This window comes from Rhizobium moroccans, assembly GCF_057559155.1.
The window spans coordinates 1-25381 of the sequence record NZ_JBHFJG010000011.1 but is presented as its reverse complement, the minus strand read 5'-3'; the positions used below and the strand labels follow the sequence as shown (position 1 = coordinate 25381).

Annotated in this window: 30 protein-coding genes and 1 other RNA gene; 7 read left to right on the top strand and 24 right to left on the bottom strand. The window is 62.1% G+C overall.

All coding sequences use genetic code 11. From position 1 onward, the window contains the following. Positions 1 to 79: 79 nt before the first annotated feature. The 6 genes from pal to ybgC all read right to left on the bottom strand — a co-directional run bounded on the left by pal (position 80) and on the right by ybgC (position 5176). Positions 80 to 613, bottom strand: a complete 534-nt coding sequence (pal, locus tag ACE04I_RS08290; protein WP_046794584.1) for a peptidoglycan-associated lipoprotein Pal — start codon at positions 611 to 613, stop codon at positions 80 to 82. A gap of 189 nt (positions 614 to 802) precedes the next feature. Beyond that, on the bottom strand, positions 803 to 2107 hold the full coding sequence (gene tolB / locus ACE04I_RS08285; RefSeq protein ID WP_046794585.1) for a Tol-Pal system beta propeller repeat protein TolB: 1305 nt from the start codon (positions 2105 to 2107) through the stop codon (positions 803 to 805). Positions 2108 to 2132: 25 nt separating this feature from the next. Next, positions 2133 to 3257 (bottom strand): PspC-like choline-binding domain-containing protein, encoded by a 1125-nt coding sequence (locus ACE04I_RS08280; protein WP_046794586.1) that lies wholly within the window; start codon positions 3255 to 3257, stop codon positions 2133 to 2135. Between the two features lie 6 nt (positions 3258 to 3263). Further along, on the bottom strand, positions 3264 to 3722 hold the full coding sequence (tolR, locus tag ACE04I_RS08275) for a protein TolR (RefSeq protein ID WP_046794587.1): 459 nt from the start codon (positions 3720 to 3722) through the stop codon (positions 3264 to 3266). Positions 3723 to 3736: 14 nt separating this feature from the next. Further along, complete coding sequence (gene tolQ / locus ACE04I_RS08270) at positions 3737 to 4456, bottom strand: protein TolQ (RefSeq protein ID WP_046794588.1); 720 nt, start codon at positions 4454 to 4456, stop codon at positions 3737 to 3739. A gap of 270 nt (positions 4457 to 4726) precedes the next feature. Continuing rightward, positions 4727 to 5176, bottom strand: a complete 450-nt coding sequence (gene ybgC, locus ACE04I_RS08265) for a tol-pal system-associated acyl-CoA thioesterase (protein WP_046795072.1) — start codon at positions 5174 to 5176, stop codon at positions 4727 to 4729. A 123-nt stretch (positions 5177 to 5299) separates the two neighbouring features. On the opposite strand from ybgC, the gene ACE04I_RS08260 reads away from it, so the two are divergent. From ACE04I_RS08260 to ACE04I_RS08250, 3 genes are all read left to right on the top strand, one after another. Next, the gene (locus ACE04I_RS08260) at positions 5300 to 6520 is read left to right on the top strand and encodes an NAD-dependent epimerase/dehydratase family protein (protein WP_046795073.1); all 1221 of its coding nucleotides are present in this window, start codon (positions 5300 to 5302) and stop codon (positions 6518 to 6520) included. Between the two features lie 193 nt (positions 6521 to 6713). Next, on the top strand, positions 6714 to 7526 hold the full coding sequence (locus ACE04I_RS08255; RefSeq protein WP_046794589.1) for a glycosyltransferase: 813 nt from the start codon (positions 6714 to 6716) through the stop codon (positions 7524 to 7526). Beyond that, positions 7523 to 8410: an NAD-dependent epimerase/dehydratase family protein gene (locus ACE04I_RS08250; RefSeq protein WP_046794590.1), complete on the top strand. Its 888-nt coding sequence runs from the start codon at positions 7523 to 7525 to the stop codon at positions 8408 to 8410. The genes ACE04I_RS08255 and ACE04I_RS08250 overlap by 4 nt, the downstream gene beginning before the upstream one ends. On the opposite strand, the gene ACE04I_RS08245 is transcribed toward ACE04I_RS08250, so the two are convergent. The 10 genes from ACE04I_RS08245 to ruvC all read right to left on the bottom strand — a co-directional run bounded on the left by ACE04I_RS08245 (position 8394) and on the right by ruvC (position 13877). Further along, positions 8394 to 8774: a hypothetical protein gene (locus ACE04I_RS08245; RefSeq protein WP_046794591.1), complete on the bottom strand. Its 381-nt coding sequence runs from the start codon at positions 8772 to 8774 to the stop codon at positions 8394 to 8396. The two genes, ACE04I_RS08250 and ACE04I_RS08245, sit on opposite strands and share 17 nt — an antisense overlap. A gap of 52 nt (positions 8775 to 8826) precedes the next feature. Next, entirely contained in the window at positions 8827 to 9339 is a 513-nt protein-coding gene (locus ACE04I_RS08240) for an NUDIX hydrolase (RefSeq protein ID WP_046794592.1), read from the bottom strand. A 4-nt stretch (positions 9340 to 9343) separates the two neighbouring features. Continuing rightward, entirely contained in the window at positions 9344 to 10216 is an 873-nt protein-coding gene (locus ACE04I_RS08235) for a metallophosphoesterase (RefSeq protein ID WP_046794593.1), read from the bottom strand. Next, the gene (gene ruvB, locus ACE04I_RS08230; protein ID WP_046794594.1) at positions 10217 to 11257 is read right to left on the bottom strand and encodes a Holliday junction branch migration DNA helicase RuvB; all 1041 of its coding nucleotides are present in this window, start codon (positions 11255 to 11257) and stop codon (positions 10217 to 10219) included. Further along, positions 11254 to 11661: a type II toxin-antitoxin system VapC family toxin gene (locus ACE04I_RS08225; protein WP_046794595.1), complete on the bottom strand. Its 408-nt coding sequence runs from the start codon at positions 11659 to 11661 to the stop codon at positions 11254 to 11256. The genes ruvB and ACE04I_RS08225 overlap by 4 nt, the downstream gene beginning before the upstream one ends. Further along, positions 11658 to 11936, bottom strand: a complete 279-nt coding sequence (locus ACE04I_RS08220) for an AbrB/MazE/SpoVT family DNA-binding domain-containing protein (protein ID WP_046794596.1) — start codon at positions 11934 to 11936, stop codon at positions 11658 to 11660. Before ACE04I_RS08220 ends, ACE04I_RS08225 begins: the two co-directional genes overlap by 4 nt. Before the next feature lie 68 nt (positions 11937 to 12004). Further along, positions 12005 to 12622: a Holliday junction branch migration protein RuvA gene (ruvA, locus tag ACE04I_RS08215; RefSeq protein ID WP_046794597.1), complete on the bottom strand. Its 618-nt coding sequence runs from the start codon at positions 12620 to 12622 to the stop codon at positions 12005 to 12007. Continuing rightward, the gene (locus ACE04I_RS08210) at positions 12619 to 13050 is read right to left on the bottom strand and encodes a type II toxin-antitoxin system VapC family toxin (protein ID WP_046794598.1); all 432 of its coding nucleotides are present in this window, start codon (positions 13048 to 13050) and stop codon (positions 12619 to 12621) included. Before ACE04I_RS08210 ends, ruvA begins: the two co-directional genes overlap by 4 nt. 3 nt (positions 13051 to 13053) lie before the next feature. Next, entirely contained in the window at positions 13054 to 13308 is a 255-nt protein-coding gene (locus tag ACE04I_RS08205; RefSeq protein WP_046794599.1) for an AbrB/MazE/SpoVT family DNA-binding domain-containing protein, read from the bottom strand. A 59-nt stretch (positions 13309 to 13367) separates the two neighbouring features. After that, the gene (ruvC, locus tag ACE04I_RS08200; RefSeq protein WP_046794600.1) at positions 13368 to 13877 is read right to left on the bottom strand and encodes a crossover junction endodeoxyribonuclease RuvC; all 510 of its coding nucleotides are present in this window, start codon (positions 13875 to 13877) and stop codon (positions 13368 to 13370) included. A 203-nt stretch (positions 13878 to 14080) separates the two neighbouring features. On the opposite strand from ruvC, the gene ACE04I_RS08195 reads away from it, so the two are divergent. Next, positions 14081 to 15058 (top strand): methyl-accepting chemotaxis protein, encoded by a 978-nt coding sequence (locus tag ACE04I_RS08195; protein ID WP_046794601.1) that lies wholly within the window; start codon positions 14081 to 14083, stop codon positions 15056 to 15058. 117 nt (positions 15059 to 15175) lie between these two features. Beyond that, positions 15176 to 16177, top strand: coding sequence for an LLM class flavin-dependent oxidoreductase (locus ACE04I_RS08190; RefSeq protein ID WP_046795074.1), 1002 nt, complete (start codon positions 15176 to 15178; stop codon positions 16175 to 16177). A gap of 122 nt (positions 16178 to 16299) precedes the next feature. On the opposite strand, the gene ACE04I_RS08185 is transcribed toward ACE04I_RS08190, so the two are convergent. The 8 genes from ACE04I_RS08185 to ACE04I_RS08150 form a co-directional block, all read right to left on the bottom strand. Then, a complete protein-coding gene (locus tag ACE04I_RS08185; protein WP_046794602.1) occupies positions 16300 to 17046 on the bottom strand; it encodes a YebC/PmpR family DNA-binding transcriptional regulator in 747 nt (248 codons plus the stop codon). 120 nt (positions 17047 to 17166) lie between these two features. Beyond that, positions 17167 to 18009, bottom strand: a complete 843-nt coding sequence (locus tag ACE04I_RS08180; protein WP_046794603.1) for an MBL fold metallo-hydrolase — start codon at positions 18007 to 18009, stop codon at positions 17167 to 17169. 123 nt (positions 18010 to 18132) lie between these two features. Next, positions 18133 to 18957 (bottom strand): TIGR00282 family metallophosphoesterase, encoded by an 825-nt coding sequence (locus tag ACE04I_RS08175; protein ID WP_046794604.1) that lies wholly within the window; start codon positions 18955 to 18957, stop codon positions 18133 to 18135. A gap of 11 nt (positions 18958 to 18968) precedes the next feature. Further along, a complete protein-coding gene (locus ACE04I_RS08170; protein ID WP_046794605.1) occupies positions 18969 to 19547 on the bottom strand; it encodes a 5-formyltetrahydrofolate cyclo-ligase in 579 nt (192 codons plus the stop codon). Further along, positions 19547 to 20827, bottom strand: a complete 1281-nt coding sequence (locus tag ACE04I_RS08165; protein WP_082118338.1) for a hemolysin family protein — start codon at positions 20825 to 20827, stop codon at positions 19547 to 19549. Before ACE04I_RS08165 ends, ACE04I_RS08170 begins: the two co-directional genes overlap by 1 nt. Positions 20828 to 21149: 322 nt before the next feature. Continuing rightward, a non-coding RNA gene (gene ssrS, locus ACE04I_RS08160) (6S RNA) lies at positions 21150 to 21308 on the bottom strand. Between the two features lie 66 nt (positions 21309 to 21374). After that, positions 21375 to 21752, bottom strand: a complete 378-nt coding sequence (locus ACE04I_RS08155; RefSeq protein ID WP_046794607.1) for a cell division protein ZapA — start codon at positions 21750 to 21752, stop codon at positions 21375 to 21377. A 13-nt stretch (positions 21753 to 21765) separates the two neighbouring features. Continuing rightward, positions 21766 to 22038, bottom strand: coding sequence for a DUF4164 domain-containing protein (locus ACE04I_RS08150; protein WP_046794608.1), 273 nt, complete (start codon positions 22036 to 22038; stop codon positions 21766 to 21768). 326 nt (positions 22039 to 22364) lie between these two features. Between ACE04I_RS08150 and tkt the strand changes: the two genes are divergently transcribed. Further along, positions 22365 to 24347 (top strand): transketolase, encoded by a 1983-nt coding sequence (gene tkt / locus ACE04I_RS08145; RefSeq protein WP_046794609.1) that lies wholly within the window; start codon positions 22365 to 22367, stop codon positions 24345 to 24347. 42 nt (positions 24348 to 24389) lie between these two features. Further along, a partial coding sequence (gap, locus tag ACE04I_RS08140; RefSeq protein WP_487206973.1) for a type I glyceraldehyde-3-phosphate dehydrogenase occupies positions 24390 to 25381 on the top strand: 992 nt, incomplete at its 3' end.

Here is a 25381-nt window from a genome sequence, read left to right as displayed (position 1 = left end):
TAAGAATCAGGGCCAAACTATGGAAAAAGCAAAAAGGCGGCCCGAAGGCCGCCTTTTATTCCTGGCCGTGTGGCCGGAATTACGAACCGGCGCCGCCGAGAACGGTGACCGCGCGGCGGTTCTGCGACCAGCAGGAGATGTCGTCGCAGACGGCGACCGGGCGCTCCTTGCCGTACGAGATCGTGCGCATGCGGTTCGCCGGAACGCCGCGGGCGGCGAGATAGTCGCGGGTAGCGGCCGCGCGGCGCGCGCCGAGCGCGAGGTTGTACTCGCGGGTGCCGCGTTCGTCGGCATGGCCTTCGACGGTGATCGCATAGTTCGGATAGCGGGCTAGCCACTGAGCCTGACGGTCGAGGGTCTGCTGCGCGTCGGCGCGGATCGAGGTCGAGTCGGTATCGAAGAAAATGCGGTCGCCGACGTTGACGGTGAAGTCTTGGCTCGAACCGGGCGTTGCGGCGCCCGCGCCACCGAGGCCGAGATCGCCGGCGTTGTTCGGCAGGTTCTTCTTGTTGGCGCAGCCGGCAAGGGCAAGCGCCAGTGTCAGCGCGATGACGGCGGGGTTGCGGGCGAGGTTCTGCATGCGGCTCATCGCCGGGGTAACGGTACGGCTCATGGCCGGTCTCTCCTTGGATCAGTATTTCAGAAGAACGGTATTTCAGAGTTGCCAGACCCTAACCGCTTTCGGTTAACCATGTTCGAACGATTATGGTTAATGATTTGGCAACACGTCCCTTAATGGCTCCTTTTTCAGGAGATTCAGGCGGGAAAGAGGCGCGGAGCGCCTCTTGTCCTTCATCCCGCCTTATTCGAGCAGCGGCGACCAGGCCGGATCGGAAGCATAGGCCGGCGTTTTGACGAGCTGCTCGTTATAACCGGTCAGGTCGATCGAATAGAGCTGCGGTCCGCCCGAGCCCGCCGCCTGGCGGAAGAACATGAGAACGCGGCCGTTCGGAGCCCAGGTCGGGCCTTCGTTGTGGAAACCCGTCGTCAGAATGCGCTCGCCCGAACCGTCCGGCTTCATCACGCCGATCGAGAACTTGCCGCCCGACTGCTTGGTAAAGGCGATGAGATCGCCACGCGGAGACCAGACCGGCGTCGAATAGCTGCCGTCGCCGAAGGAAATGCGCGTCTGGCCGGAACCGTCGGCATTCATCACGTAGATCTGCGGCTTGCCGCCGCGGTCGCTCTCGAAGGCAACGCGGTTGCCGTCAGGAGAATAGGAGGGCGACGTATCGATCGCTGCGGTGGAGGTGAGCCGCGTCGTCGTGCGCGAGCGCAGATCCATCGTGTAGATATTCGAATTGCCCTCCTGCTGCAGGCTCATGATGACCTTCTGGCCATCCGGCGAGAAGCGCGGAGAGAAGGTCATGCCCGGGAAGTTGCCGACCACCTCGCGCTGGCCGGTTTCGAGCTGCAGCAGATAGACGCGCGGCTGCTGGTTGGCGAAGGACATGTAGGTGACTTCCTGCCGGTTCGGCGAGAAACGCGGCGTGAGCACAAGGTCGCTGCCGTCCGTCAGCATGCGGACATTGAAGCCGTCCTGATCCATGATCGCGAGCTGGCGCTTGCGGGCGGTCTTCGTGCCCGATTCGGAAACGAAGACGACGCGGGTATCGAAATAGCCATCCTCACCGGTGATCTGCTTATAGATCGCATCGGCGATGATATGCGCCACGCGACGCCAGTTCTCCGGCTGAGTGTAGAACTGCTGGCCGGTCATCTGCTGACCGGCGAACGTGTCCCACAGACGGAATTCGGCGCGCAGGCGACCGTCGCCCTCGCGCGTCACGCGGCCGGTGACGAGCGCCTGGGCGTTGATGACCTTCCAGTCCTCGAAGCGAGGCTGCTGGTCCGGATTGGAGATCTTTTCGATGAAGGCCGTCTTGTTGATCGGCGCGAAAAGGCCAGAGCGCTGCAGGTCAGCGGCAATCACCTGGGAAATCTGAGCGCCGAGCTCGTTGCCCGAAAGGAAATCGGTGATCGCAATCGGCAGCGGCTCGACATTGCCCTTGTTGATATTGATTTCCACCACCGCGTGGGCCGGCGCGAATGTCATCACCATGCCGGCAAACGCGATCATCAGGCGGATGAAAGAGCGTTTCATCATTATGTTAGCCTTTCAGCTATCTAAGCTACAGCATTTCGCTTGGGTCAAAGTGAAGTATGACTTCTTTCCAGGTGTCGTACTTGTCTGGAGGCAGGTTCTTGAACGGAGCTGAGCGCATCACAGCTCGCACCGTGCTACCCTCAAAGGTCCGGCGCGCAGTATCGGTGCCTCCCTGGGATGAAACCTCCGGACGTCCGATGATCTGACCCGTTTCGTCAAGATTGATCTTGACGGTGATGATCATCCCCTCCGCGCCCTCGATACCTGCGACAATTGACCAATTTTTCTCGACCTGCCCTTTGAGCGCATCTATTTCGCTCTGAGAAAGCGTGGAGCCGCCCGTCGTCTTTTTGCCGCCAAGTGCCGCCTGCTGCTGCGAACGCTTCGCGCCGCCATTCGCGGGTGCCTGCTTGTTCAGCAGCGCTGCAATCTCGTCGGCGTTGAAGTCGCTTTCCTTGGAGGAGGAAGCCTTGGCCACTTCCTGCTTCCTGTCGGCCACCTTCTTGTCGCTCGGCTTCTCGGCCGCCTTGGGCGTCTCGGGTTTCTTCTCCGGCGGCTTCTCGGCAGGCTTGGCTTGCTCCTTCGGCGGCTCGGGCTTCGGCCGCATGGCCGGCACCGGCACGCTGTCGGGCAGCGGCATCTGCTCTTCCGGCTGGGCGGCCGTTTCCGGTTGCGGCGTGGGCTCGGGCGCAGGTGTGGGCGGCGTCACCTCAGGCTTGGGCTGAGGCAAGGAGGCCACCTCCTGCGGCGGCGGAGCCGTATCTTCCTTGGCGATTTCGGTGGATGCGGTCGGTTTGTCATCGACCACAGGTGCAGGCGTTTCCTGCTTGGCGGGAGCTGCCGCCGACTCGTTGTCGCTCGGCTTTGCCGTTGGCGTCGGCGGTGCCTTGATATCCACGTTGTTGTCGCCGAAGTTCTCGGCATTTTCCACCGGATCGGGCCTCGTCGTCGGCACCGGTGCCGCTCTCTCGGCCTTGGGCGCGTTCTTGTCGCCCTGCTGGATCTGGCTGAATTCCTCAATCGGCACGAGGTCGACCGGCAATGATTCCGAATAGGAAACGTCAAGCGGCTCCGGCGCGCCAAGCGATACCAGCGCGAAGGTCAGCGCCGTCGCATGGATGATCGCGGATGTGGTAAGGCTCGCCTTCATTGCCGTTTATCGGTTTTCCTGCCGTTGCTGCGTCACGAGGCCGATGTTCTTGTATCCGGCCCCCTGGATGCGGGCCATGACATCGGCGACGATGCCATAGGCGGACGTGGAGTCGGCGCGAACGAAGATCCGCTCGGAATAACCGGTCGTGGAGATCGCCTGCAGCTTGGCAGTGATCTCGTCCGCCGTTACCGGCGTCTCCTGCAGGTGGATCTGGCCATCCGCATTGACGGAAATGGTGATCGGCTGCGTTTCCGAGTTGAGCGCCGAGGCCTGCGTCTGCGGCAGGTCTACCGGAACGCCGACCGTCATCATCGGCGCCGCCACCATGAAGATGATGAGCAGCACGAGCATGACGTCGACGAGCGGCGTCACGTTGATCTCGCTGACGGGACCGTGCTTGCGTCCGCGACGCCTACGACCACCGCCGCCCGATGCGTTCGCACCTCCTGCCGACATACCCATGGCGTTACTCCGGCTTACTGCGCTGCCTGGCGCGTCTGCAGTTTCTCATCGATCTGGCGCGAAAGGATGGCGGAAAATTCATCCGCAAAACCTTCCATGCGCGCCGAGAGCTTGCCCGCGTCGGCGGTGAACTTGTTGTAGGCCACGACGGCGGGAATGGCCGCGACGAGACCGATTGCGGTAGCAAGCAGCGCCTCGGCAATACCCGGCGCGACGACCGCGAGATTGGTGGATTGCGAGCCGGCGATTGCCTGGAAGGAGGTCATGATACCGACGACCGTTCCGAAGAGGCCGATGAAGGGACCGGCGGAGCCGATCGTGGCGAGCGAGCCGAGACGCGCCTCGTAGCCCTCGGCCTCGCGGGCCATGGTCACGTCCATCGCCCGGTCGATACGCATTTGCAGGCCGATCGGCGAACGCGCGCCGCGCTCGAAGCTTTTCTTCCACTCGCGCATGGCCGCAACGAAGATCGCCGCCAGACCGGTATTCTGCCGTTCCGCGAGCGTTCTATAGAGCTCCTCGAGCGACTGCCCCGACCAGAACACTTGCTCGAACTGGTCGAACTGACGACGCGCCTTGGCGAAGTTGAGATACTTGTCGATCACGATCGCCCAGGTCCAGACGGATGCGCCAAGCAACCCGATCATGACCAATTTGACGACGAGACCCGCCTGCATGAACAGCGCCCACAAGCTGACATCATGCGTCGCTGCGGCCAAACCTACCTGTTCCATCTATCCACTATCCCCGAATCCAAACGCCCGGCCTTGAGACCGGGCGGGTTCAAAAGCGCGCTCGCGAAAGACGCCTTACCGTAACCGCTGAATGCGCTCTCTACCTTTAGGTGCCCTGAGCTTTCAGCTTGGCTTCTCGCCTTCAATTTTGGTCAAAGGAAGGCGTGCATCGCACAAATCCCTTGAGAGTGATTCCATTCATCCTGAATCGCTCTACTAGGGATTAAGACATCATTATCGTTAAGAATGCGTTACAGGAGGCGAGTCTATCTACTTGGGATGACTCAGGAACTTCTCCGCGACACTTTCCGGAAGCCGGCGCGGGCGCCCGTGCTTGTTGATGACGGCGATAATCACCTTGGCTGCGATCAGCAGCGTACCGTTCCGGCGGATCTCCTGGTTCAGCACCATCTTGGCGCCGCCCGCCTTCTCCGTGACTGTCTCGATGGTCAGGATATCGTCCATCCGGGCCGGCTGCTTGAAGTCGATCTCCATGCGATGGACGACGAAGACCAGGCCTTCCTCATCCGCCGACAAGAGCGCGCTCTGCTCGCATCCGAGGCAGCGGAGATAGTCGGTCCGGCCGCGCTCCAGGAAATGCAGATAGCGGGCATGATAGACCAGGCCGGAGAAATCCGTGTCTTCATAATAGACGCGCTGGGCGAGCCTATGGCCCATTTCCGTCAATTCGCCGGACAATAAAAAACTGTGTTCGTTCATGCGCTTGCCTTGGAAAATCCTCATTGCTCACTGGATAATCGTGGAACGCTGACCCAGTATTGAAAGCCTGTCACACTTCCTCCCTATCAGGAAAATCGGCGAAAACCAGTGGAGACGAATTTCATGAAGATAGCAGTCCTGGGCGGCGACGGCTTCGTCGGCTGGCCGACATCGCTTCACCTCTCCGAGGCCGGCCATGAGGTGCATATCCTCGACAATCTCTCCCGCCGCTGGATCGATACCGAGCTCGGCGTGCAATCGCTGACCCCGATGGACAGCATCCAGGAACGCACCCGGGTCTGGCATGCGGAAACCGGCAGGCGCATCCATTTCCACCTCATCGATCTCGCCAAGGACTACGAGCTTCTCAAGGGCTGGCTCGCCAGGCATCGCCCGGACGCCATCATCCATTTCGCCGAACAGCGTGCCGCGCCCTACTCGATGAAGAGCGACCGGCACAAGAACTACACGGTCAACAACAACGTGAACGCCACGCACAATCTGTTAAACGCGCTGGTGGAGCTCGAACTCGACGCGCATCTGGTGCATCTCGGCACCATGGGCGTCTACGGCTACTCGACGGTGGGCGCCGCCATCCCCGAAGGCTATCTGCCTGTCGGGATCGAGACCGTCGATGGCCGCACCGTCTCCCAGGAAATTCTCTATCCGGCCAATCCCGGCTCGATCTACCACATGACCAAATGCCTGGATCAGCTCCTCTTCCAGTTCTACGCGAAGAACGACGGGCTGCGGATCACCGACCTGCACCAGGGCATCGTCTGGGGCACCCATACGGAGCAAACGCGCCGCCACCCGCAATTGATCAATAGATTCGATTATGACGGGGATTACGGGACGGTCTTGAATCGTTTTCTCATCCAGGCGGCGATCGGTTATCCGCTGACCGTGCACGGCACCGGCGGGCAGACCCGCGCCTTCATCCATATCCAGGATTCGGTCCGCTGCATCGAGATCGCGCTCAACAATCCGCCGGCGCGCGGCAGCCGGGCGGAGATCTTCAACCAGATGACGGAAACTCACCGGGTGCGCGACCTCGCCGAGATGGTGGCGAAGATGACCGGCTCGAAAATCGCCTGGTTGCCGAACCCGCGCAAGGAAGCGCCGGAAAACGAGCTGGTCGTGAAGAACGAAAAGTTCCTAGGTCTCGGCCTGGAACCAATCACGCTCGGCGAAGGCCTGCTCGGCGAGATCGTCGATGTTGCGAAGAAATTCGCCTATCGCGTTGACAGGACTCGCGTTCCTGCCGTTTCGGCGTGGACCAGGGACATCGCCGCCAAGGTCGAGCACGATCCGGAAGGCAAGCGGTTGAAATCGGTATCGTGAGTCGGATGGGAACGCCGAGGGTTGCCTCACATACCGTCATTCCTGTGCCTGTCACAGGAGTCCAGCGCGCCCAAGTCCTTGGGCGCAGAAGACTCATTGATCGAAAAAGGCTCATTCACGGCGCAGACGCGCCGTGGCTGGATTCCTGTGACAAGCACAGGAATGACGGAGAGTGTGGAGAGCACCAAGCCTCATGAAGCACGCCTTCGTCACTCTCGTCACCAATGCCGATTACGCGATGGGAGCGAAAGCCCTCGCCCAGTCGATCCGCCAGACAGGAACGAAAGCGGATATCGTCGTGCTGCATACCGGCGGAATAACCCATTCCGAACTCGCGCCGCTCGAAGGGCTGGGTTGCCAGCTGATCAAAGTCGCTCACCTGCCGCTCTCCGATGCGTTCAACGAGCGTCACGCGCGCCGCAACCTGCATGGCGCGGCGCCTTTCACCAAGGGCCGCAAGCCGGACTTCCACACGCCCCTCGACAATTTCTGCAAGCTCCGGCTCTGGCAGCTCGTCGAATACGAGACTTGCGTCTTCATCGATGCCGATGCGCTGGTGCTGAGAAACGTCGATAAGCTCTTCGGCTATCCGGAATTCTCCGCCGCGCCGAACGTCTACGAGAGCCTTGCGGATTTCCACCGGCTGAATTCCGGCGTTTTCGTCGCGAAGCCTTCCATGGAGACCTTCGACCGGATGCTGGCGGCGCTCGACCGTTCGGATGCCTTCTGGCGGCGCACCGACCAGACCTTCCTCGAAACTTTCTTTCCCGATTGGCACGGCCTGCCGGTCTTCATGAACATGCTGCAATATGTATGGTTCAATCTGCCGGAACTCTGGGACTGGAACAGCGTTTGCATCCTCCACTACCAGTATGAGAAGCCTTGGGAAAAGGATCATCCTAAGATGGAGCGGTTGCGGCCCCTGATCGATCTCTGGCATGCGGTGCATGACGGTGCAGGCATCCCAGATCTTTCCAGCATGCCGAAACCGAAGCCAAGCCCATGAAGGTGCTGGTCTCCGGCGGAACGGGCCTTGTCGGCCGGCATATCGTGGAAGGCCTCCTTGCCGGCGGCTACCGGGTCATCATCGGCGGGCAGCGCCCACCGCCGGACAGCTGGTTTTCACGGCCGGTCGGCTTCGTTCCCCTCTCGCTCGATCCCGATGCCGACCAGATCGAAGCCTTCGACGATGCCTATTTTTTCGTCCATGCCGCCTTCGATCACGTGCCGGGAAAATACCGCGGCGGCGAAGGAGATGATCCGGAGCGCTTTCGCCGGCTGAATCTCGACGGCACCGTGCGTCTCTTCGAGACGGCGCGCAAAGCCGGCACGCGGCGCGCGGTCTTTCTTTCCAGCCGCGCCGTCTATGACGGCCTCCCGCCGGATACGGTGCTGACCGAAGACCTGGCGCTTGCCCCGAAAAGCCTTTACGGCGAGATCAAGCTGCTCGGCGAAATGGCGCTCGCCGCCCTCTCCAGCCCAGGCTTTGCCACCGCCAGCCTCAGGCTCACCGGCGTCTACGGCCATTTCACACCCAACAAATGGGATGGCCTCATTGCCGATTATCTGGCCGGGAACCCGGTTTCGCCACGCGCCGGAACCGAGGTGCACGGACGCGATACCGCGGCGGCCGTGCGGCTGATGCTTGAGGCCGAAGCCGGCAGGATCGACCGGCAGGCTTTCAACGTCTCGGATATTCTGGTCGATACGCGCGACATCCTCTCCGCCCTCCCCGACCGGCCGCATGAACTGCCGCCGGCCGCCGATCGCGGCGCGATCGATGTCATGTCGACGGATAAGATAGAAACGCTCGGCTGGCGGCCCGGAGGCGAAGACCTCTTCCGTGAGACCATCCGCGAGATCGCCGCAGCTTTCAGCCCTGCCGGCTGAACCGTCGCGTCCGAGCTTCGCTTTTCGCCTTTTCCATGGCCTGCTTATGCTCTTCCGCCCAGGCCTTGCCGGCATCGCCACCCCAGAGCAGCCAAGCGATATAGCCGGTGGAAGGGTTCTCCTCGTTTCCGAAATTCTCGGCTCGGCTCTCGCTCTTCAAGCGCTTGAAGTAGCGGATCATGCGCCGCATCGTCTGCTCGGAAAGCGGTCTGCGGTTCTTGAGATCACGTGCCCTGGCAATCGCCGCCATCGTGCCTCCGCGCCGGAACTGGGTGCGAAGCTTCAACCCCCTCTCGGCAGCCACCGCGACCTCGGGCGGCGGAACACGGCTGGGATATTCTTCAGCCTTCTCGATATGTTGCATGAGGTTTCTCCTTCGGCAGGAGAACCGGAAACGACCGGCGATGTTCCGAAAATCAGGGTTTCAAGTCGAGATCGCCATCACGCCAGACGAGATGGCGCGGGCTTGGCGGCAGGCTTTCGATCTCTTCCGCGATGAAATAGGGCGGAATGTCGAGTGCCCGGAGCGAAGCGACCGTCGCCGGCACCCATTTGAATTCCAGCTCGTGCTCGTCCTGAACCCGGTGGACGATTTCGTGCGGCCGGAAGGGGAAATGCGCCGGCACATCCATGTGGTAATAGAAGCCGAGTTCGTGCCAGTCGCGCTCCTCGTACTGGAAGAAGTTCTCGACCACCCAGAGAAGCCGCCCTACCCCCACCTCGACGCCGAGCTCCTCGATCATCTCGCGCCGAAGCGTCTCCTCGGAAGTTTCCCCGATTTCGGCCCTGCCACCCGGAAAGGTCCAGAACGGTTCATGCACGGCCCGGTGCACCAGCACATGGCCTTCGCGAAAACCCAAGCCCGCCACCCGCATCTGGAAAACACGCTTCGGCTTGGACTTAATTCGGATACGGGTGCGGCCGGGCATGTGTCTAACCTAAGTCGACGACTGTGATTTCGGGAGGAGAGCCTAGGCGCACCGGCATGATGGAACAGCCGAGCCCGCCCGATACGACGAGATTGCGGGCATCCTCCACCACATGACCATAGGCATAGCGATTGCCGAATTGCGAGGGAACCATGGGCGAATAATCGAACAGGCGGATCTGGCCGCCATGGGTATGTCCAGAAAGCGTGACCGCGATCCGCGGCGGCACGCGCGGAAAGATGTCCGGCTCATGCGCCATGAGGATGACCGGTGCGTCGTCCGTGACCTGGGCGAGTGTTCCAGGCAGATCATCCTGTCCGCGGCGCGGCTCGAGCTGGTCGGCAAGCCCGGCCAACCAGAAAGCTTGCCCTTCCTTCTCGAACCGCTCCGCGCGGTTGTCGTAGACCAGTATGCCGACGGAGGCGAGAGCGCGGTGCGAAATCGTCGGCCCCTCCATTTTCGCCATGGCTTCCGGGTCGTCGCCCCAATCGTGATTGCCCATGATGGCATGCACACCGAGCGGCGCGGAAAGCTTCGCCAGCTCTCCGGCCCATATTTCCGGCGCGACCGTGCCCAGCGACAGCGTCATTCCGGAAACGAAATCCCCGAGAAGGAGGATCATGTCGCCGCCGAGCCGGTTTGCCTCCCCGCAGATGCTCCGGATGCGCCAGGCCGGCATCCACGGTTCGCAGGCATGCAGGTCGGCGAGCAGCACCAGCCGCAGGCGCAAACCTTCCGGCCAGTTCGGCGGCGTGATCCGATAGGTCGCGGTCCGCAGGCGGAAAACCGGTTCATAGGCCACCGCATAGGCGCCGGTCGCCACGCTGGCAAGCAGCATCGTCCCGAACGTCCGCAGCAAGCCCCGACGGGTAACCACTCAGTCTTCCTCTGTGAACAGACGGAACTGCGCCGCCTCGATATCCTTCGGCGGTTGGAGACCCAGATGCTTCCAGGCATTGGCCGTCAGCACCCGGCCGCGCGGCGTGCGCTGGATGAAGCCCTGTTGGATCATGTAGGGCTCGATGATGTCCTCGATCGCGTCCCGCGGCTCGGAAAGCCCGGCCGCGATCGTCTCGATGCCGACCGGGCCGCCGCCGAAATTCATCGCGATCATGCTGAGGTAGCGCCGGTCGAGCTGATCGAGCCCCATATTGTCGACAAGGAGCCGGTTGAGCGCCTCGTCGGCGATCTCGCGTGTGACCGCCTCGGCGCGCGCCACCTCGGCAAAATCGCGCACCCGGCGCAATAGGCGCCCGGCGATGCGCGGCGTCCCGCGCGCCCGTCTCGCCACCTCGCGCGCCCCGTCATCGGTCATCGGCAGGTTCATGAGCCGCGCCCCACGCCGGACGATCAGTTCCAGTTCCTCGACGGTATAGAAGCTGAGCCGCACCGGAATGCCGAACCGGTCCCGCAACGGCGTGGTGAGGAGGCCGAGCCGGGTCGTCGCGGCCACCAGCGTGAACTTCGAAAGGTCGATCTTGACCGAACGCGCCGCCGGACCTTCGCCGATGATGAGATCGAGCTGGAAATCCTCCATGGCCGGATAGAGGATTTCCTCGACAGCCGGATTGAGCCGGTGGATTTCGTCGATGAAGAGCACGTCGCGCTCTTCGAGATTGGTGAGCAGCGCCGCTAGATCGCCGGCCTTGGCGATCACCGGGCCGGAGGTCGAGCGGAAATTGACGCCGAGTTCCTTCGCCATGATCTGGGCCAGCGTCGTCTTGCCCAGCCCCGGCGGCCCGACGAAGAGCACGTGATCCAGCGCCTCGCCACGATTCTTCGCCGCCTCGATGAAGATTTTCAGATTGGCGCGCGCCTCCGCCTGGCCGGTGAAATCGTCCAGCGTCTGCGGCCGCAGCGTCGTATCCAGGTCTTCGCCACGCTTTTCCGGCGTTATCAGGCGGGCGGGTTCATTCATGCGAGAAGTTCCATTCCGGGTACGCGGCTTGCTGCCTTTTTGTCGAAGGTCATTGTCGTGCTGCAGCCGTCGATTCGATTCATTTCACTCAGCAGGGCATCGGCGAAATCTACATTGAACATCCGGCAGAAATGGACGGCATTGCCAACCGCCTCATAAGCCGCCACTTCGAATTCGCGGCGCTCCAATATGGCCTGAATGAAATCCAAAATACGGTCCTTTGGATAGCGATATTTGCGATTCAGAACCCAATTCGCTTCAAGTATGACGGAGACATTGACAAAGAGAATGTCGTCAGTGCCCAGCCGATCCAAGAGCCTGCGAAGGGCATCCACCTGCCTCACGTCGTCGGGAATGGCAATCCGCAACAGAACGTTGGTGTCGATGCCGATGCGCTCACTCATTCTCCACCGCTCTGCTCGATCGCTCTTTCATATCGCTCGACGGCCGCATCCATAACGGCATCATCAATATCCCTCTGCAAGAACGGCGCATCAACCGGCGGCTTGCCGAGTATGCTTGCCAGTTCGCTTAGGGGTTTGTTCCTTGGGATGACCACCATCTCCCCGTTGCGAACCCAGGCATAACACTTGTCACCCGGCTTGACCTTCAGTTGATCGCGCAGGTCCTTCGGGATGGTCATCTGCCCCTTGGATGTGATCGTGATATTGAAGCCCATCTTACAGCTCCGCTCCGCCTCGCCTTACATTTTTAGAATAGTAAGGCAGCATACCCTTTGCAATCCTTCTATCGCGCCAGCTCTTTCAGCCCCAGCCGGATCAGCTTGGCGCTGTCGGCCTCTTCACCCCCGTTCTTCAACGCCGCAGCGACCGCATTTGCGGCCTGGTCGCGCGAGTAGCCGAGATTGGTAAGCGCCGAGACAGCATCCGCGACGGGCGCGGCGGCCACCCCTTCGCCGAGTTCCTGCTTGATGCCGATATTGGCGGCGGCATCCCCTGCAAAGGCGGGCGCCTTGTTCTTCAGTTCGGTGACGATGCGCACCGCGACCTTCGGCCCTACCCCCGGCGCACGGGCGACTGTAGCCTTATCCTGCAAGGCAATGGCATTGGCGAGCTCGGAAGGCGTCAGCGTCGAGAGCACCGCAAGCGCCACCTTGGCGCCGACCCCCTGTACGCTCTGAAGCAAGTTGAACCATTCGCGCTCCAGAGCCGAGGCGAAACCGAAGAGCTTGAACTGGTCCTCGCGCACATAGGTCTCGATGAACAGCACCACCGCCTCGCCCACCGACCCTATCTTCGAAAGCGTGCGTCCCGAGCAGAAGGCTTCGTAACAGACGCCATGCACGTCCACGAGCAGGTAGTCCTCGCCGATCTCGTCGATGGTGCCTTTGAGCTTGCCGATCATCTGGTCAGGTCCTTCATGGGGTGGGTTTCCGGCGTGATCAGCTCGACCATGGGGAAATAGCTGCGGTATCCGGAAGGGTCGCGCGTGAGGATCGGATATCCCCGGATGGCCGCATGGGCACCGATCAGGAAATCCGGAAGCACCCGCTCCTTCTTGCCCCCTCCCGCCCGATAGAGCCGGAACGCCTGTGCCGCCGCGAATGCAGCGGGCCAGGGCAGACCTTCGCGCAGAAACTCGGTTTCGGGAAGTAGCCTCTCAACCTCGTCGGGATCGTCGTAGCGATAGGAGAATTCGGAGTAGATGATCTGGTTTATGATGACGGCGCCGCGCCCGGCCGCAGCAAACAACTGGTTGAGCGACCATGAATGCCAGTCCGGGTCGCGAACGGCGACATCGACCAGCACATTCGTATCGACGAGCGTCGCCACCGGTTAATCACGGTCCCGCGTGATGCGCATCAATGCGTCCGCATCCACAGCCTGATCGCCGGTTCCCTCCACCCTGCGAAGCGCCTGCATGAAGCGATCGAGTCGCTGCCGGTCGGCCGCCATTCGCCGATCCACCTTCGGAACAATGGTAATCTTCCCGCCTTCCATGGCAAAGACCACCTCGCTGTTGGTTTCGATCCCGGCGAGCTCGCGCAGATCCCGTGGTATGGTCACTTGGCCTTTCGATGTCACTCGCATCACGCCCTCCGTAATACGAGTAAGAAATATCCTTACATTAAGAACAAGTCAAGAACAAACTAGCCGGCGAGCACCGCGCGCATTCGCTGGCCGCCCCGATGATGCGCGTGGCAGATGGCGATGGCCAATGCGTCGGCTGCGTCGTTGCCGGTGAATGTCGCCTTCGGCATCAGGATCTTCAGCATCATGTGGATCTGCTGCTTTTCCCCGTGGCCGACACCGATCACCGACTTCTTCACCGCGTTCGGGGCGTATTCGGAAACCGGCAATCCGGCCCGCGCCGGCACCAGCATGGCGATCCCCCTCGCCTGGCCGAGCTTCAGCGTGGCGACGGCATCCTTGTTGACGAAGGTCTGCTCCACCGCCGCCTCGTCCGGCTGGTAGGCGTGCACCACCTCGGCAAGCCCGTCATGGAGCTGGCAAAGGCGGGAGGCGAGATCCATGTCGCCATCGGAAATGACGGTGCCCGAAGCGACGAAGCGCAAGCTGTTGCCGAGCGTCTCGATGACGCCCCAGCCGGTGCGCCGGAGGCCCGGATCTATGCCGATGATGCGAATCGTCTCTGTCATGCCTTACCCTACCTTTCGGCATCGGCAAGTGCCACGAGAATGTGAACAAAACAAAAACGACGCATGCGCCCGATTTAGGTTAACCGCTTGTTAAGTCTCCGGCCAAGGTTTCGGGGAGAACGGTCTTAGCCGATGCAACGACCTCTTCCTTTCCGCATTCCGCTTCGACGAAATGCGGGCCCGAGATGCCAGGAGAGCCGACCATGCTGAAGGATCGCGAGAACATCGAGATCGAGGTGCAGAACCTGCGCAGCGTCGTCAGCGCGCTGGATGCGGGCTTGCGCAGCCTCGCCTCCGGCGATCTCTCCCACGTCATCGAAACGCCCTTCCCGAGAGCCTACGAAGGGCTTCGCAACGATTTCAACCGAAGCCTGCGCATGATCGCAGGCAGCATGGAGGCGGTGGCGGAAAGATCCGATCTCCTGCGCGATGCCTCCTATAACCTACGCCAGGAGCTGGAAGGCCGGGCCGATGCGGCAGCCGCCCAGGCTTCGATGCTGACCAAAGCCTTCGCCGAAGCGAGCGAGCTCGCGCTGACCGCCGGACGGCAGAAGACCCAGGCTGAGCATGCGGGCGCGATCGCCCATAACGCACGGCTCGACATGCGCGAGCCCCGGCAGGCCTGTGAGGCTTCCCTTGCGGCGCTCGGCAACGCAGAAGAAGCAACGCTTGATCTGACGCCGCTGGTCGCCGCGATCGAGCAGACCGCCGGCGAGGCCGGGAAACTGGCATCGAAGGCAGGAAACGAGGCCAACGGCAAGGAACTTCGCGCGCTGGCCGAAGGTCTTGCAGCCACGGCAGGCATGCTCTCGGCGGCCGTGGCTGGGTCGGCGCAAGCGGCAACCCTCGCCCGAGATCGCGCCGAGCGGACAGGCCGCGAGATCGCCGCCATCTCCCTCTATGTCGATGCTCTGGACGAGCATGTCCGCGATCTCGCGACGGGCGCGGTCATCGAGGCCGACGCGGCCTCCGCCTTGCAGGCCGATCTTTCCGAGCTTGCCAGGGCAAGCCGCCAGGGAAATGCCGGCGAACACGCGCTGAGGATGATCCTCGACCGGATGGATCGGGAGATCGCGGCAATCGGCCAGCAGGCCGGACGGTACATTCCCGTCACCGTTCTGACGCCGCAACCTCCGACGCCATCGCGGCCGGGCACGCATCTGCGCCTCGTCAAATCATGAGCGGCAGCGTCAGGCCGGCCTGTTTCCGGTGATTGGCGGAGGGGTCGCATTTCGCCGGCGAGTGCCTACATGAGGGGCGAACAATCCCGCCCCTCAACCGCCCTATTGGACATGCCGATGATCCCCTTCTCCATTCTCGATCTTTCACCGATCGGTGAAGACCATTCCGCGCGCGATGCCCTCGAACAATCCCGCCGCATGGCGATCAAGGCCGAAGAACAGGGATATAAGCGCGTCTGGCTTGCCGAGCATCACGGCATGCCGGGCATTGCCAGTGCCGCGACCTCTCTGGTCATCGCCCATCTGGGCGCGGCGACGAAGACCATCCGCGTCGGCTCCGGCGGCATCATGCTGCCGAACCATTCGCCGCTGGTGATCGCCGAGCAGTTCGGCACGCTGGAAGCGCTCCTTCCCGGTCGCGTCGATCTCGGCCTCGGCCGGGCTCCCGGAACCGACATGCGCACCGCCCAGGCCCTGCGCCGTAACCTGGAATCCGGCGCGGAAAACTTCCCGCATGACATCGTCGAATTGCAGCGCCTTCTTGGGGCGCCGGAGGAAAATCAGCCTATCCTGGCCGTACCCGGAATGAACAGCCAGGTTCCGATCTGGCTCCTGGGCTCGAGCCTCTACAGCGCCCATCTCGCCGCGGCCCTGGGCCTCCCATACGCCTTCGCCTCGCATTTCGCGCCGGACATGCTGATCGACGCCATTTCCATCTATCGCGACCGCTTTCAGCCCTCCGCGTCGCTGGACAAACCCTATGTCATGGTGGGCGTGATGGGCGCTGCGGCAGAAACGGACGCGGAAGCCGACCGGCTCTTCACCTCGTCGCAGCAGCAATTCGTGAACCTTCGCAAGAACATCCGCACGCGCTTCCCGAAACCGGTCGACAGCATGGAAGGCCTCTGGACGCCGATGGAGAAGCTGAGCGTCGAGCATACGCTTCGCTATGCCGCGGTGGGCTCGGTTTCCACGATCGAGGCGAAGCTCACGGATTTCCTGAAGGAAACGGAAGCGGACGAACTCATCATCTCGATGCCGATCCACGACATTGAGGCGCGACTGAGGTCGGTCGAGCTGTTTGCAACCCTGCCGATGATGGAGAAGGTGGAAGCATAGCACTACCCCCTCTGGCCTGCCGGCCATCTCCCCCACAAGGGGGGAGAAAATTCGCCGCACCCCAGCAGGGTTCGACGGATTAGCCCCTCCCCCTTATGGGGAGGGGTTGGGGAGGGGAAAAATTAGGCCGAGAGCTTGGCCATGACCTCGTCGGAAACCTCGAAGTTCGAATAGACGTTCTGCACGTCGTCGTCGTCCTCGAGATTGTCGATGAGCTTCATCAGCGACTGGGCTTTTTCCTCGTCCACCTCGATGGTGTTCTGCGGCCTCCAGATCGCCTTGACCGTTTCGGCCTCGCCGAGCGTGGCTTCAAGCGCCTTGGAAACTTCGCCGAGGCTTTCGAACTCGCAGATAATGGTGTGGCCGTCTTCGTCGGAGGTCACGTCGTCGGCGCCGGCCTCGATCGCTGCTTCCATCACCGTGTCGGCATCGCCGGCGGAGGGCTTGTAGGTGATCTCGCCCACATGGTCGAAGGAGAAGGAAACCGATCCGGTTTCGCCGAGCGCGCCGCCCGCCTTGGAGAAGATCGAGCGGACATTCGAAGCCGTGCGGTTGCGGTTGTCGGTCAGCGCCTCGACGATGACGGCCGTGCCGCCCGGGCCGTAACCCTCGTAGCGGACCGCATCATAGGTCTCGGCGTCGGCACCGGATGCCTTCTTGATGGCGCGATCGATATTGTCCTTCGGCATGGACTGCGCCTTGGCGTTCTGAACCGCCAGACGCAAAGCCGCATTCATGGTCGGGTCGGGCAGACCCGCCTTTGCCGCAACGGTGATTTCGCGCGCAAGCTTGGAGAACAGCTTGGACCGGATCGAATCCTGGCGACCCTTGCGGTGCATGATGTTCTTGAACTGTGAATGGCCAGCCATGGCACCCCTGATGTTTTAGCTTCGGCTTGTTCTGGAATGGGCGCCTTATAATTTCGAAGGGCTGCCCGTTCAAGAGCATTCGATGCTTTTGCTGGCGGGGCGAAGGCAGACGCTAGGGCCTCAAAGGCCCTGCGGCACCATGATCGTCGGCTTCCTGGGCAGCGTGCGCAGCGAAACGCGAAGCGTGCGTTCGCTCGCATGGGCGATGTCGAACCTGCCGTCGAACATCGAGAGGAAGCGGTCGAGCGGCGGTCCCCAGCGGTGCATGGGCAGGATGAGCGCCGAGCGCAGCCGCTGCACGACGCGGCTCATGCTGTCCGCACCCATGGTGAGCCCGCCGTCGACCGGCACCATGAGAACGTCGAGGCGGCCGATCTCGGTATAGTGGTCGTCGGTCAATTCGTGATGCAGATGCCCGAGATGGCCAATGCACAGGCCGGCGATCTCGAAGATGAAGATCGAATTGCCGTTCTCCTCGAAATCGCCGCCCCATGAGCGGATGTCGGTGGTGACGTTGCGGATATAGGCATCCCCCACCGCCAGGTTATGCTTGGCCATTTCTCCCGGCACATCGCTCCATCCATGCAACACATGTTCGATCTCGGGATCGGGGTTGAGGGTGTAATGCGTCGAATGCGCCTTGTTCATCGTCACCACGTCTGGAAGACGATCGGGCTGATATGCGCCGCTGTAATCCGTCGCGATCCCGACGCCGCCGGGGGATTCGATGAAATAGGTCGAATGGCCGACGAAGGTGATCCTGACTTCCTCTCTGGCCGAAAGCGCGTCATCGCTCTTCGCTTGCGCCAGCAGGAGATCGGCCGGTTTGAGGCTCGCGAAGGTGACGTCGGGAAGCTTGCTGGCGATTGCATGGCACTGGCTGACGGGCGCATCCTGCGCGCTGGCCGCCGCTGCGAAGAGAAGAAAACCGGAAAATGCGAATGCGACGGTCCGCAGCATCATGCCACCCTCAAGTCCATTCAACGGCCAAGAAGATGCGGCAATGCGAAAACCCGGTCCAGCCGGTTTTCGCCGGCCGGGCCTCACATTTCCGTCATTTCAGCGGTGGCGTACCCGCAAGCGGTGTCAGTTCCAGAAGTCCGGAATGCTCTCCGAAAGCCTCGGGCCGATCCTCAGCGGCGCGATCTTTTCCGCAAGTCCGGTTGAATCGGAAATCTCGATCCCGAGCCCACAGATTGTGGCCGGGCCGGTCGCGGCTTCGAAACGCCCCTTCGGCATCTTCGAGATGAAGCGGTTCAGCGGCTCCTCCTTGTCCATGCCGAGAGAAGAGTCGTAATCGCCGCACATGCCCGCATCGGTCATGTAGCCCGTGCCGCCGTTCAGGATCTGGCAATCGGCGGTCGGCACATGCGTGTGCGTTCCCACCACCAGGCTGGCGCGGCCGTCGACGAAATGCCCGAAGCATTGCTTCTCGCTCGTGGCCTCCGCATGGAAATCGAAGACGATCGCATCCGCCTGCTCCTTCAAGGGGCACGCGGCGAGGATCGCTTCGGCTGACTTGAAGGGATCGTCGAGTTCGGGATGCATGAAGACGCGCCCCATGATGTTGGCGACCAGCACGCGGGCGCCGTTGCGGGCATAATAGATGCCCGAACCCCTGCCCGGCGTTCCGGCCGGATAGTTCGCAGGTCTCAGGAACTGGTCGTGCCGCTCGGAAAAGGAGACCGCCTCCTTCTGGTCCCAGACGTGGTTGCCGGTCGTCACCACGTCCGCACCGGCATTGACCGTCTCGAGGAAGATTTCCTCGGTGATGCCGAAGCCGCCGGCGGCGTTCTCGCCGTTGACGATGACGAAGTCCAGCTTCAGGTCGGAGACGAGGCCGGGGAGCTTTTCCCAGACCGCCGTGCGGCCGGTCTTGCCCACCATGTCCCCCAGGAATAAAAGACGCATATCAATCCAATCTACCGGCTGAAAGGCCGGAAACCGCTTTCGGTCAGGACGGCATTCAATCTGACGTCGTGATCTTCAGCGGGCACAAATGCCACCTCCTGGCAATCGAATGCAATCCCGATCAGCAGCGGGTCCCGGCCTTTTTCGTGCAGCCGCCGGATGGCGCGGTCGTAATAACCACCCCCGTAGCCGATCCGATGACCCACCGCGTCGAAGGCCGAAAGGGGCACGAGCATGATGTCGGGCTCGAGTTCCGGCGCCTCCGGTCCGGGCCCTGAAGTGCCGAAAACGCCCTTCACCAGTTCCGCGCCGCGGATGAGTTCGCGGAAGACGATGGTCTGCTTGTCCAGGATGACGGGAACGCAGATACGCGCGCCGCGATCCCTCAAGAGAGCCATCAGAGGCCGAATGTCGGCCTCCGAACGTATGGGAAGGAAGGCGGAAACGATCGTGCCCGGACGGATCTCGACTACCTCCTGCCCGAAAGCCACCATGGCAAGGCTCTTTTCGATGCGCTCTTCGGGCGGGATCGCGTCGCGCGCGGCAAGTCGCCCCTCCCTCAAGGCTGCCTTCCTGCGGCTCTCCGTCATCAGTCGTCCGCCCGCCGCACGAGCAATTTGTCGATGCGGCGTCCGTCGAGATCGATCACCTCGAAGCACCAGCCGTCCTTTACGAAGCTCTCGCCGAGTTCGGGAATATGCTTCAACTCGTCCAGCACGAAGCCGGCGACCGTCTCGTAGTCAGGATCATTGCCCAGCGAGAAGCCCATCTGGTCGGAGAACTCGTCGACCGGCATCCAGCCGGCAATCAGGAACGAACCGTCATCGCGCGGCACGATGGCAGGCTCCTGCTCCTCGTCTTCCTGGAAGACGCCGGTAATGGCCTCCAGCACGTCGCCGGAGGTGATGATGCCTTCGAAATGGCCGTATTCGTCATAGACCAGCACCATATGGGCCGGCGCGCGCCGAAGCGCCTGGATCACGTCGAGCGCCCCGGTCAGATCCGAGACCACCGGCGCGTCGCGCATGATGTTCTTGATATCGAACAGCTTGCCGCCGGCCATGAAATCATAGGCATCCTTGACGAAAAGCACGCCAACGATTTCGTCGGAACTGCCCTTGCGCACCGGCAGGCGGGAACGGGTCGTCGCCCTGAGCTGCGTCCGGAGTTCTTCCGGATCGTCCTCGGTATCGACCACCTCGACGTCGCGACGCGGCGTCATCAGGCCGCGCGCGGTACGGTCGGCAAGCCGCATGACGCCCGAGATCATCGCCGATTCCTCGTTCTCGATCACGCCGGCGCTCTGCGCCTCGGCAAGCACGGTGCGGATCTCCTCGTCCGTCACCCGGTCGCCGGTCTCCCCCCTCTGCCCCAGAAGTCGCAGCACTGTCCGGCCGGAAACGTCGAGGAACCAGACGATCGGCGCTGCGAATGTCGCGAGCAATTTCATGGCGGGTGCGACACGCGCCGCGACCGCCTCCGGTGCGCGCAACGCGATCTGCTTCGGCACGAGTTCGCCGACGATCAACGAGAGATAGGTGATGGCGACCACGACCGAGCCGACGCCGAGCGCATCCGCCGCGCTTGTCGAAAGGCCCTGGACCTGCAGCCAGTTGCTGAAGCGGGCGCCAAGCGTCGCGCCCGAGAAGGCGCCGGACAGAATGCCGACGAGGGTAATGCCGATCTGAACACTGGAAAGAAAGCGGCCCGGATCTTCCGCAAGCCGTATGGCGGTCGCCGCCCCCCGGTTGCCCTGCTCGGCCATGACTTTCAGACGTATGGGGCGGGATGAGACGACGGCAAGTTCCGACATTGCGAGGACACCGTTCAAAACGGTGAGAGCAATGACGATGAATATTTCAGTTAACAAGAGAAGCTCTTTAGCTGGGACAATATCCTGCGCACGAAACAGTTCACCGCTTCGAAGGCCATGCCGCTGCAAAACGGCGGGCAATCCTGGAAACGATGTTTCGCGCACAGTTCAGAAAACCGGAGCCGGTTTTCGGAGCTATGCACCTTCACTCGGGCCCGATCATAGGGGGGCAACCCGGCCAATGCAATGCTTGGAACAAAAAGCGGAAGGAATGTTTGGGAGATAATGCCTCAAGCCGGTGAAACCCGACGGCACAGCCGGTTCGCGGACGCCGTGAAAGGAGGATGCCACGGCCTCACGAAACTCGAAAAAGAAGAAAGCGCGATCCACGGCAACCGATGGAGATTTACGATCCTGGGCGCCTACAAACGTAGGTGGGCACCGTGTGTCCAAGCCCACGGGCCTGGTCAGGGACAGCTCCCTTTGGATCGAGTATGGCCCCAGGGATTGTGGTTCCTGTCGAGAGGCGCAGACCGCGTTCGCAATATAAGGGCGAAGCTTGATTTGCGCCAGTGGCGCCTATTGATTTTTCCTCATGGCCGGATCAATTGACCGTTGCGGCAACACGGCCGTTGAGCTTGGCCGTCAGCCCGTTGAGCCGCACGGCGAGGTCGCTGAGCGCCAGCGCCACGGCCTCGTCGCTGCGCTGCTGCACTTCCAGGGCGCCGTCGCGATTGGACGCGAGCGAAGCGATCTCGCCTTCCAGCGCCGCGATCTTGCGCGTCATTTCCGAAAGCTCGTCCATGATCATGATGCCGGCCATCACCGTGATGCGCAGATCGCCGATTTCTCCGAACTGCCCCTTGAGATGACCCACATAGCTGTCGAAGCGATCGGCGAGTTCGGCCAGGTGATTCTCCTGCCCCTCCTCGCAGGCCATGCGATAGGCCTTGCCGTCGATCGTCACCGTAACCTGGGCCATCCCATATCCTCGTTTAACGATCCAGCACGGCGCGGATCGTCTCCATCGCCGTCACCAACCGCCGGGAAACCTCCCGGTTGACCTCTTCCAGACGGTTCGCCCTGAATTGCGACTGGTCGAGTTCCTGTGCGAGCCTTGCCCGGTCGGCATGCACCCGCTTTACCTCGCCCTCGACATCGCTGTTCATGCGCTGTCGCTCGATGCGCATATCGACGGCGTTCTCCAGGCCCCCGATTGCTGCCTTGAGTTCCGAAATCGCCTGCTCCACCGTCTTTTCCGCGGGCATCCACTTTTTTCCGCTGCTGGCACCGAGGGCTGGCCGAATCGTGAAGCCGCCCTTTCCGACATGACGCGAGACTAGTCCCCGTCACGAAACCGGTCAACAAACCCGCGGTTAAGTGCCTGTCCTACCTGTGGATCACCGCTTTTTTCGAAGTATTGCAAGCACTCGCCATGCCTGCTCATAATTCAAGCAGGCTGCGGGATTGTTGGCCAAGAGGCCCTTTTCCGGGGCGCAGTTTTATTGACTTGCGCGTTGCACCTGCTAAGGATCACCCGCTTTCATACGGTCCTCTCCCAGACCGTGATCGACACCGGAAAAACGGATTAGCCATGACCTCTCGCGACAAACATAACCGGATGGCGAATGCGATCCGATTCCTTGCCATGGATGCTGTGGAAAAGGCCAATTCCGGCCATCCCGGCCTTCCGATGGGCGCGGCCGACATCGCGACGGTTCTCTTCACGCGCTACCTGAAATTCGACCCGAAGAACCCGCTCTGGCCCGATCGCGACCGCTTCGTTCTGTCCGCCGGCCACGGCTCGATGCTGCTCTATTCTCTCCTCTACCTCACCGGCTACGAGGATATGACGATCGAGGATCTGAAGCAGTTCCGCCAGCTCGGTTCGAAGACCGCCGGCCATCCGGAATACGGCCACGCCTCGGGCATCGAGACCACCACGGGTCCGCTCGGCCAGGGCATTGCCAACGCCGTCGGCATGGCGATCGCCGAGCGCAAGCTCGAAACCGAATTCGGCAGCGATCTGCAGAGCCACCATACCTATGCGCTGTGCGGCGACGGCTGCCTCATGGAAGGCATCAGCCAGGAGGCGATCACGCTCGCCGGCCACCTGAAGCTCAACAAGCTCGTCCTCTTCTGGGACAACAACTCCATCACCATCGACGGCGCCGTTTCGCTGGCCGACTCGACCGACCAGGTCGCCCGCTTCAAGGCCGCCAACTGGAACACGATCGCCATCGACGGCCACGACATCGACCAGATCGCGGCCGCGATCGAAGAGGCGCAGAAATCGGATCGCCCGACCTTCATCGCCTGCAAGACCGTCATCGGCTTCGGCGCTCCGAACAAGGCCGGCACCCACAAGGTCCACGGCGCGCCGCTCGGTGCGGAAGAAATCGCCGCCACCCGCAAGGCGCTGAACTGGGAGGCGGAAGCCTTCACCGTTCCCGCCGACGTGCTGGATGCCTGGCGCCTCGCCGGTCTGCGCTCCACCAAGGCCCGCAAGGAATGGGAAGAGCGCCTTGCCGCCACCGCCCCGGAGAAGAAGGCGGAATTCGTGCGGCGCTTCGCCGGCGACCTGCCGGGCGGCTTCGACAGCGCCATTGACGCCTTCAAGAAGAAGGTCGCCGAGAACAACCCGACGGTCGCCACCCGCAAGGCGTCCGAGGACACGCTCGAGATCATCAACAGCATCGTCACCGAGACGATCGGCGGATCGGCGGATCTGACGCCGTCCAACAACACCAAGACCAGCCAGATGAAGTCGATCACCCCGACCGATTTCACCGGCCGCTACGTGCATTGGGGCATCCGCGAGCATGCCATGGCCGCCGCCATGAACGGCATCGCGCTTCACGGCGGCCTCATCCCCTATTCCGGCGGCTTCCTAATCTTCTCCGATTACTGCCGTCCCTCGGTTCGCCTCGCCGCACTCATGGGCATCCGCGTCGTCCACGTCTGGACGCATGATTCCATCGGCGTCGGCGAAGACGGCCCGACCCACCAGCCGGTCGAGCATCTGGCGGCACTCCGCGCCATCCCCAACCTGCTCCTCTTCCGCCCGGCCGACGAGACCGAAACGGCGGAATGCTGGCAGCTCGCGCTGAAGGAGAAGCACCGCCCGTCCGGCCTGGCTCTCACCCGCCAGAACCTGACGCCGGCGCGCAAGGAATACGAAGAGAAGAACCTCTGCGCCTATGGCGCCTACGAGCTGATTTCGGCAAGCGATGCCAAGGTTTCGATCTTCGCTTCCGGCTCGGAAGTCGAGATCGCCATCAAGGCTCAGGGCGTGCTGGAGCAGAAGGGCATCCCGACGCGCGTCGTCTCCGTGCCCTGCGTCGAGCTCTTCGCCGAACAATCGGAAGATTATATCGAGGCGATCATCGGCCATGCGCCGGTCAAGATTGCCGTAGAGGCTGCCGTCCGTGAGGGCTGGGACCACATCATCGGCTCCGACGGCGTCTTCATCGGCATGAAGTCCTTCGGCGCCTCCGGCCCCGCCAAGGAGCTGTTCAAGCACTTCGGCATCACCGCGGAAGCGGTTGTCGCCGCTGCTGAACAGCGTCTCGGCTGACGCAACAACGTGAAGATTTGAGAACAAGCGGGAGTTTGTGAAATGACTGTGAAAGTGAGCATCAACGGCTTCGGCCGCATCGGCCGCAACATCCTGCGCGCCATCGTCGAATCCGGCCGCACCGACATCGTAGTGGTGTCCATCAACGATCTCGGCCCCGTCGAGACCAATGCTCACCTGCTGCGCTACGACTCCATCCACGGTCGTTTCCCGGCCGAGGTGAAGGTCGAGGGCGACACCATCACCATCAACAACGGCAGGCCGATCAAGGTCACCGCGATCAAGGACCCGGCAACCCTGCCGCACAGGGAACTCGGCGTCGATATCGCGATGGAATGCACGGGCATCTTCACCGCGCGTGAAAAGGCCGCAGCACACCTGACCGCCGGCGCCAAGCGCGTCCTCGTCTCGGCCCCGGCCGAAGGCGCTGACCTGACGGTCGTCTATGGCGTCAACCATGACCAGCTCACCAGCGAGCACATGGTCATCTCCAATGCGTCCTGCACCACGAACTGCCTGGTTCCGGTCGTGAAGGTTCTTGACGACGCAGTGGGCATCGACCACGGCTTCATGACCACGATCCACTCCTACACGAACGATCAGCCCTCGCTCGACCAGATGCACAAGGATCTGTACCGCGCCCGCGCTGCCGCTCTGTCGATGATCCCGACCTCCACCGGCGCCGCCAAGGCCGTCGGCCTCGTCCTGCCGCACCTCAAGGGCAAGCTCGACGGCACGTCGATCCGCGTTCCGACCCCGAACGTCTCGGTCGTCGACTTCAAGTTCGTCGCCAAGAAGGCAACCACGGTCCAGGAAATCAACGAGACCATCAAGGCCGCCGCCAACGGCAAGCTGAAGGGCGTCCTCGGCTACACGGAAGAGCCGCTCGTCTCCCGCGACTTCAACCACGACAACCACTCCTCGATCTTCGCGATCGACCAGACCAAGGTCATGGAAGGCAACTTCGTGCGTATCCTCACCTGGTACGACAACGAATGGGGCTTCTCCAACCGCATGAACGACACCGCGGTCGC

Excerpts from the sequence above, each read along its gene's own strand:
- tolR (WP_046794587.1), bottom strand. The coding sequence starts at position 3,722 with ATGGGTATGTCGGCAGGAGGTGCGAACGCATCGGGCGGCGGTGGTCGT.
- tkt (WP_046794609.1), top strand. The coding sequence starts at position 22,365 with ATGACCTCTCGCGACAAACATAACCGGATGGCGAATGCGATCCGATTC.
- ruvC (WP_046794600.1), bottom strand. The coding sequence starts at position 13,877 with ATGACAGAGACGATTCGCATCATCGGCATAGATCCGGGCCTCCGGCGC.
- pal (WP_046794584.1), bottom strand. The coding sequence starts at position 613 with ATGAGCCGTACCGTTACCCCGGCGATGAGCCGCATGCAGAACCTCGCC.
- ACE04I_RS08220 (WP_046794596.1), bottom strand. The coding sequence starts at position 11,936 with ATGGGCTTCAATATCACGATCACATCCAAGGGGCAGATGACCATCCCG.
- ACE04I_RS08175 (WP_046794604.1), bottom strand. The coding sequence starts at position 18,957 with ATGCGTCTTTTATTCCTGGGGGACATGGTGGGCAAGACCGGCCGCACG.
- ACE04I_RS08190 (WP_046795074.1), top strand. The coding sequence starts at position 15,176 with ATGATCCCCTTCTCCATTCTCGATCTTTCACCGATCGGTGAAGACCAT.
- ACE04I_RS08250 (WP_046794590.1), top strand. The coding sequence starts at position 7,523 with ATGAAGGTGCTGGTCTCCGGCGGAACGGGCCTTGTCGGCCGGCATATC.
- ruvB (WP_046794594.1), bottom strand. The coding sequence starts at position 11,257 with ATGAATGAACCCGCCCGCCTGATAACGCCGGAAAAGCGTGGCGAAGAC.
- ACE04I_RS08205 (WP_046794599.1), bottom strand. The coding sequence starts at position 13,308 with ATGCGAGTGACATCGAAAGGCCAAGTGACCATACCACGGGATCTGCGC.
- ACE04I_RS08240 (WP_046794592.1), bottom strand. The coding sequence starts at position 9,339 with ATGCCCGGCCGCACCCGTATCCGAATTAAGTCCAAGCCGAAGCGTGTT.
- ACE04I_RS08185 (WP_046794602.1), bottom strand. The coding sequence starts at position 17,046 with ATGGCTGGCCATTCACAGTTCAAGAACATCATGCACCGCAAGGGTCGC.
- ACE04I_RS08180 (WP_046794603.1), bottom strand. The coding sequence starts at position 18,009 with ATGATGCTGCGGACCGTCGCATTCGCATTTTCCGGTTTTCTTCTCTTC.
- ACE04I_RS08195 (WP_046794601.1), top strand. The coding sequence starts at position 14,081 with ATGCTGAAGGATCGCGAGAACATCGAGATCGAGGTGCAGAACCTGCGC.
- ACE04I_RS08260 (WP_046795073.1), top strand. The coding sequence starts at position 5,300 with ATGAAGATAGCAGTCCTGGGCGGCGACGGCTTCGTCGGCTGGCCGACA.
- ACE04I_RS08150 (WP_046794608.1), bottom strand. The coding sequence starts at position 22,038 with ATGCCCGCGGAAAAGACGGTGGAGCAGGCGATTTCGGAACTCAAGGCA.
- ACE04I_RS08170 (WP_046794605.1), bottom strand. The coding sequence starts at position 19,547 with ATGACGGAGAGCCGCAGGAAGGCAGCCTTGAGGGAGGGGCGACTTGCC.
- ACE04I_RS08155 (WP_046794607.1), bottom strand. The coding sequence starts at position 21,752 with ATGGCCCAGGTTACGGTGACGATCGACGGCAAGGCCTATCGCATGGCC.
- tolB (WP_046794585.1), bottom strand. The coding sequence starts at position 2,107 with ATGATGAAACGCTCTTTCATCCGCCTGATGATCGCGTTTGCCGGCATG.
- ACE04I_RS08245 (WP_046794591.1), bottom strand. The coding sequence starts at position 8,774 with ATGCAACATATCGAGAAGGCTGAAGAATATCCCAGCCGTGTTCCGCCG.
- ybgC (WP_046795072.1), bottom strand. The coding sequence starts at position 5,176 with ATGAACGAACACAGTTTTTTATTGTCCGGCGAATTGACGGAAATGGGC.
- ruvA (WP_046794597.1), bottom strand. The coding sequence starts at position 12,622 with ATGATCGGCAAGCTCAAAGGCACCATCGACGAGATCGGCGAGGACTAC.
- tolQ (WP_046794588.1), bottom strand. The coding sequence starts at position 4,456 with ATGGAACAGGTAGGTTTGGCCGCAGCGACGCATGATGTCAGCTTGTGG.
- ACE04I_RS08280 (WP_046794586.1), bottom strand. The coding sequence starts at position 3,257 with ATGAAGGCGAGCCTTACCACATCCGCGATCATCCATGCGACGGCGCTG.
- ACE04I_RS08255 (WP_046794589.1), top strand. The coding sequence starts at position 6,714 with ATGAAGCACGCCTTCGTCACTCTCGTCACCAATGCCGATTACGCGATG.
- ACE04I_RS08225 (WP_046794595.1), bottom strand. The coding sequence starts at position 11,661 with ATGAGTGAGCGCATCGGCATCGACACCAACGTTCTGTTGCGGATTGCC.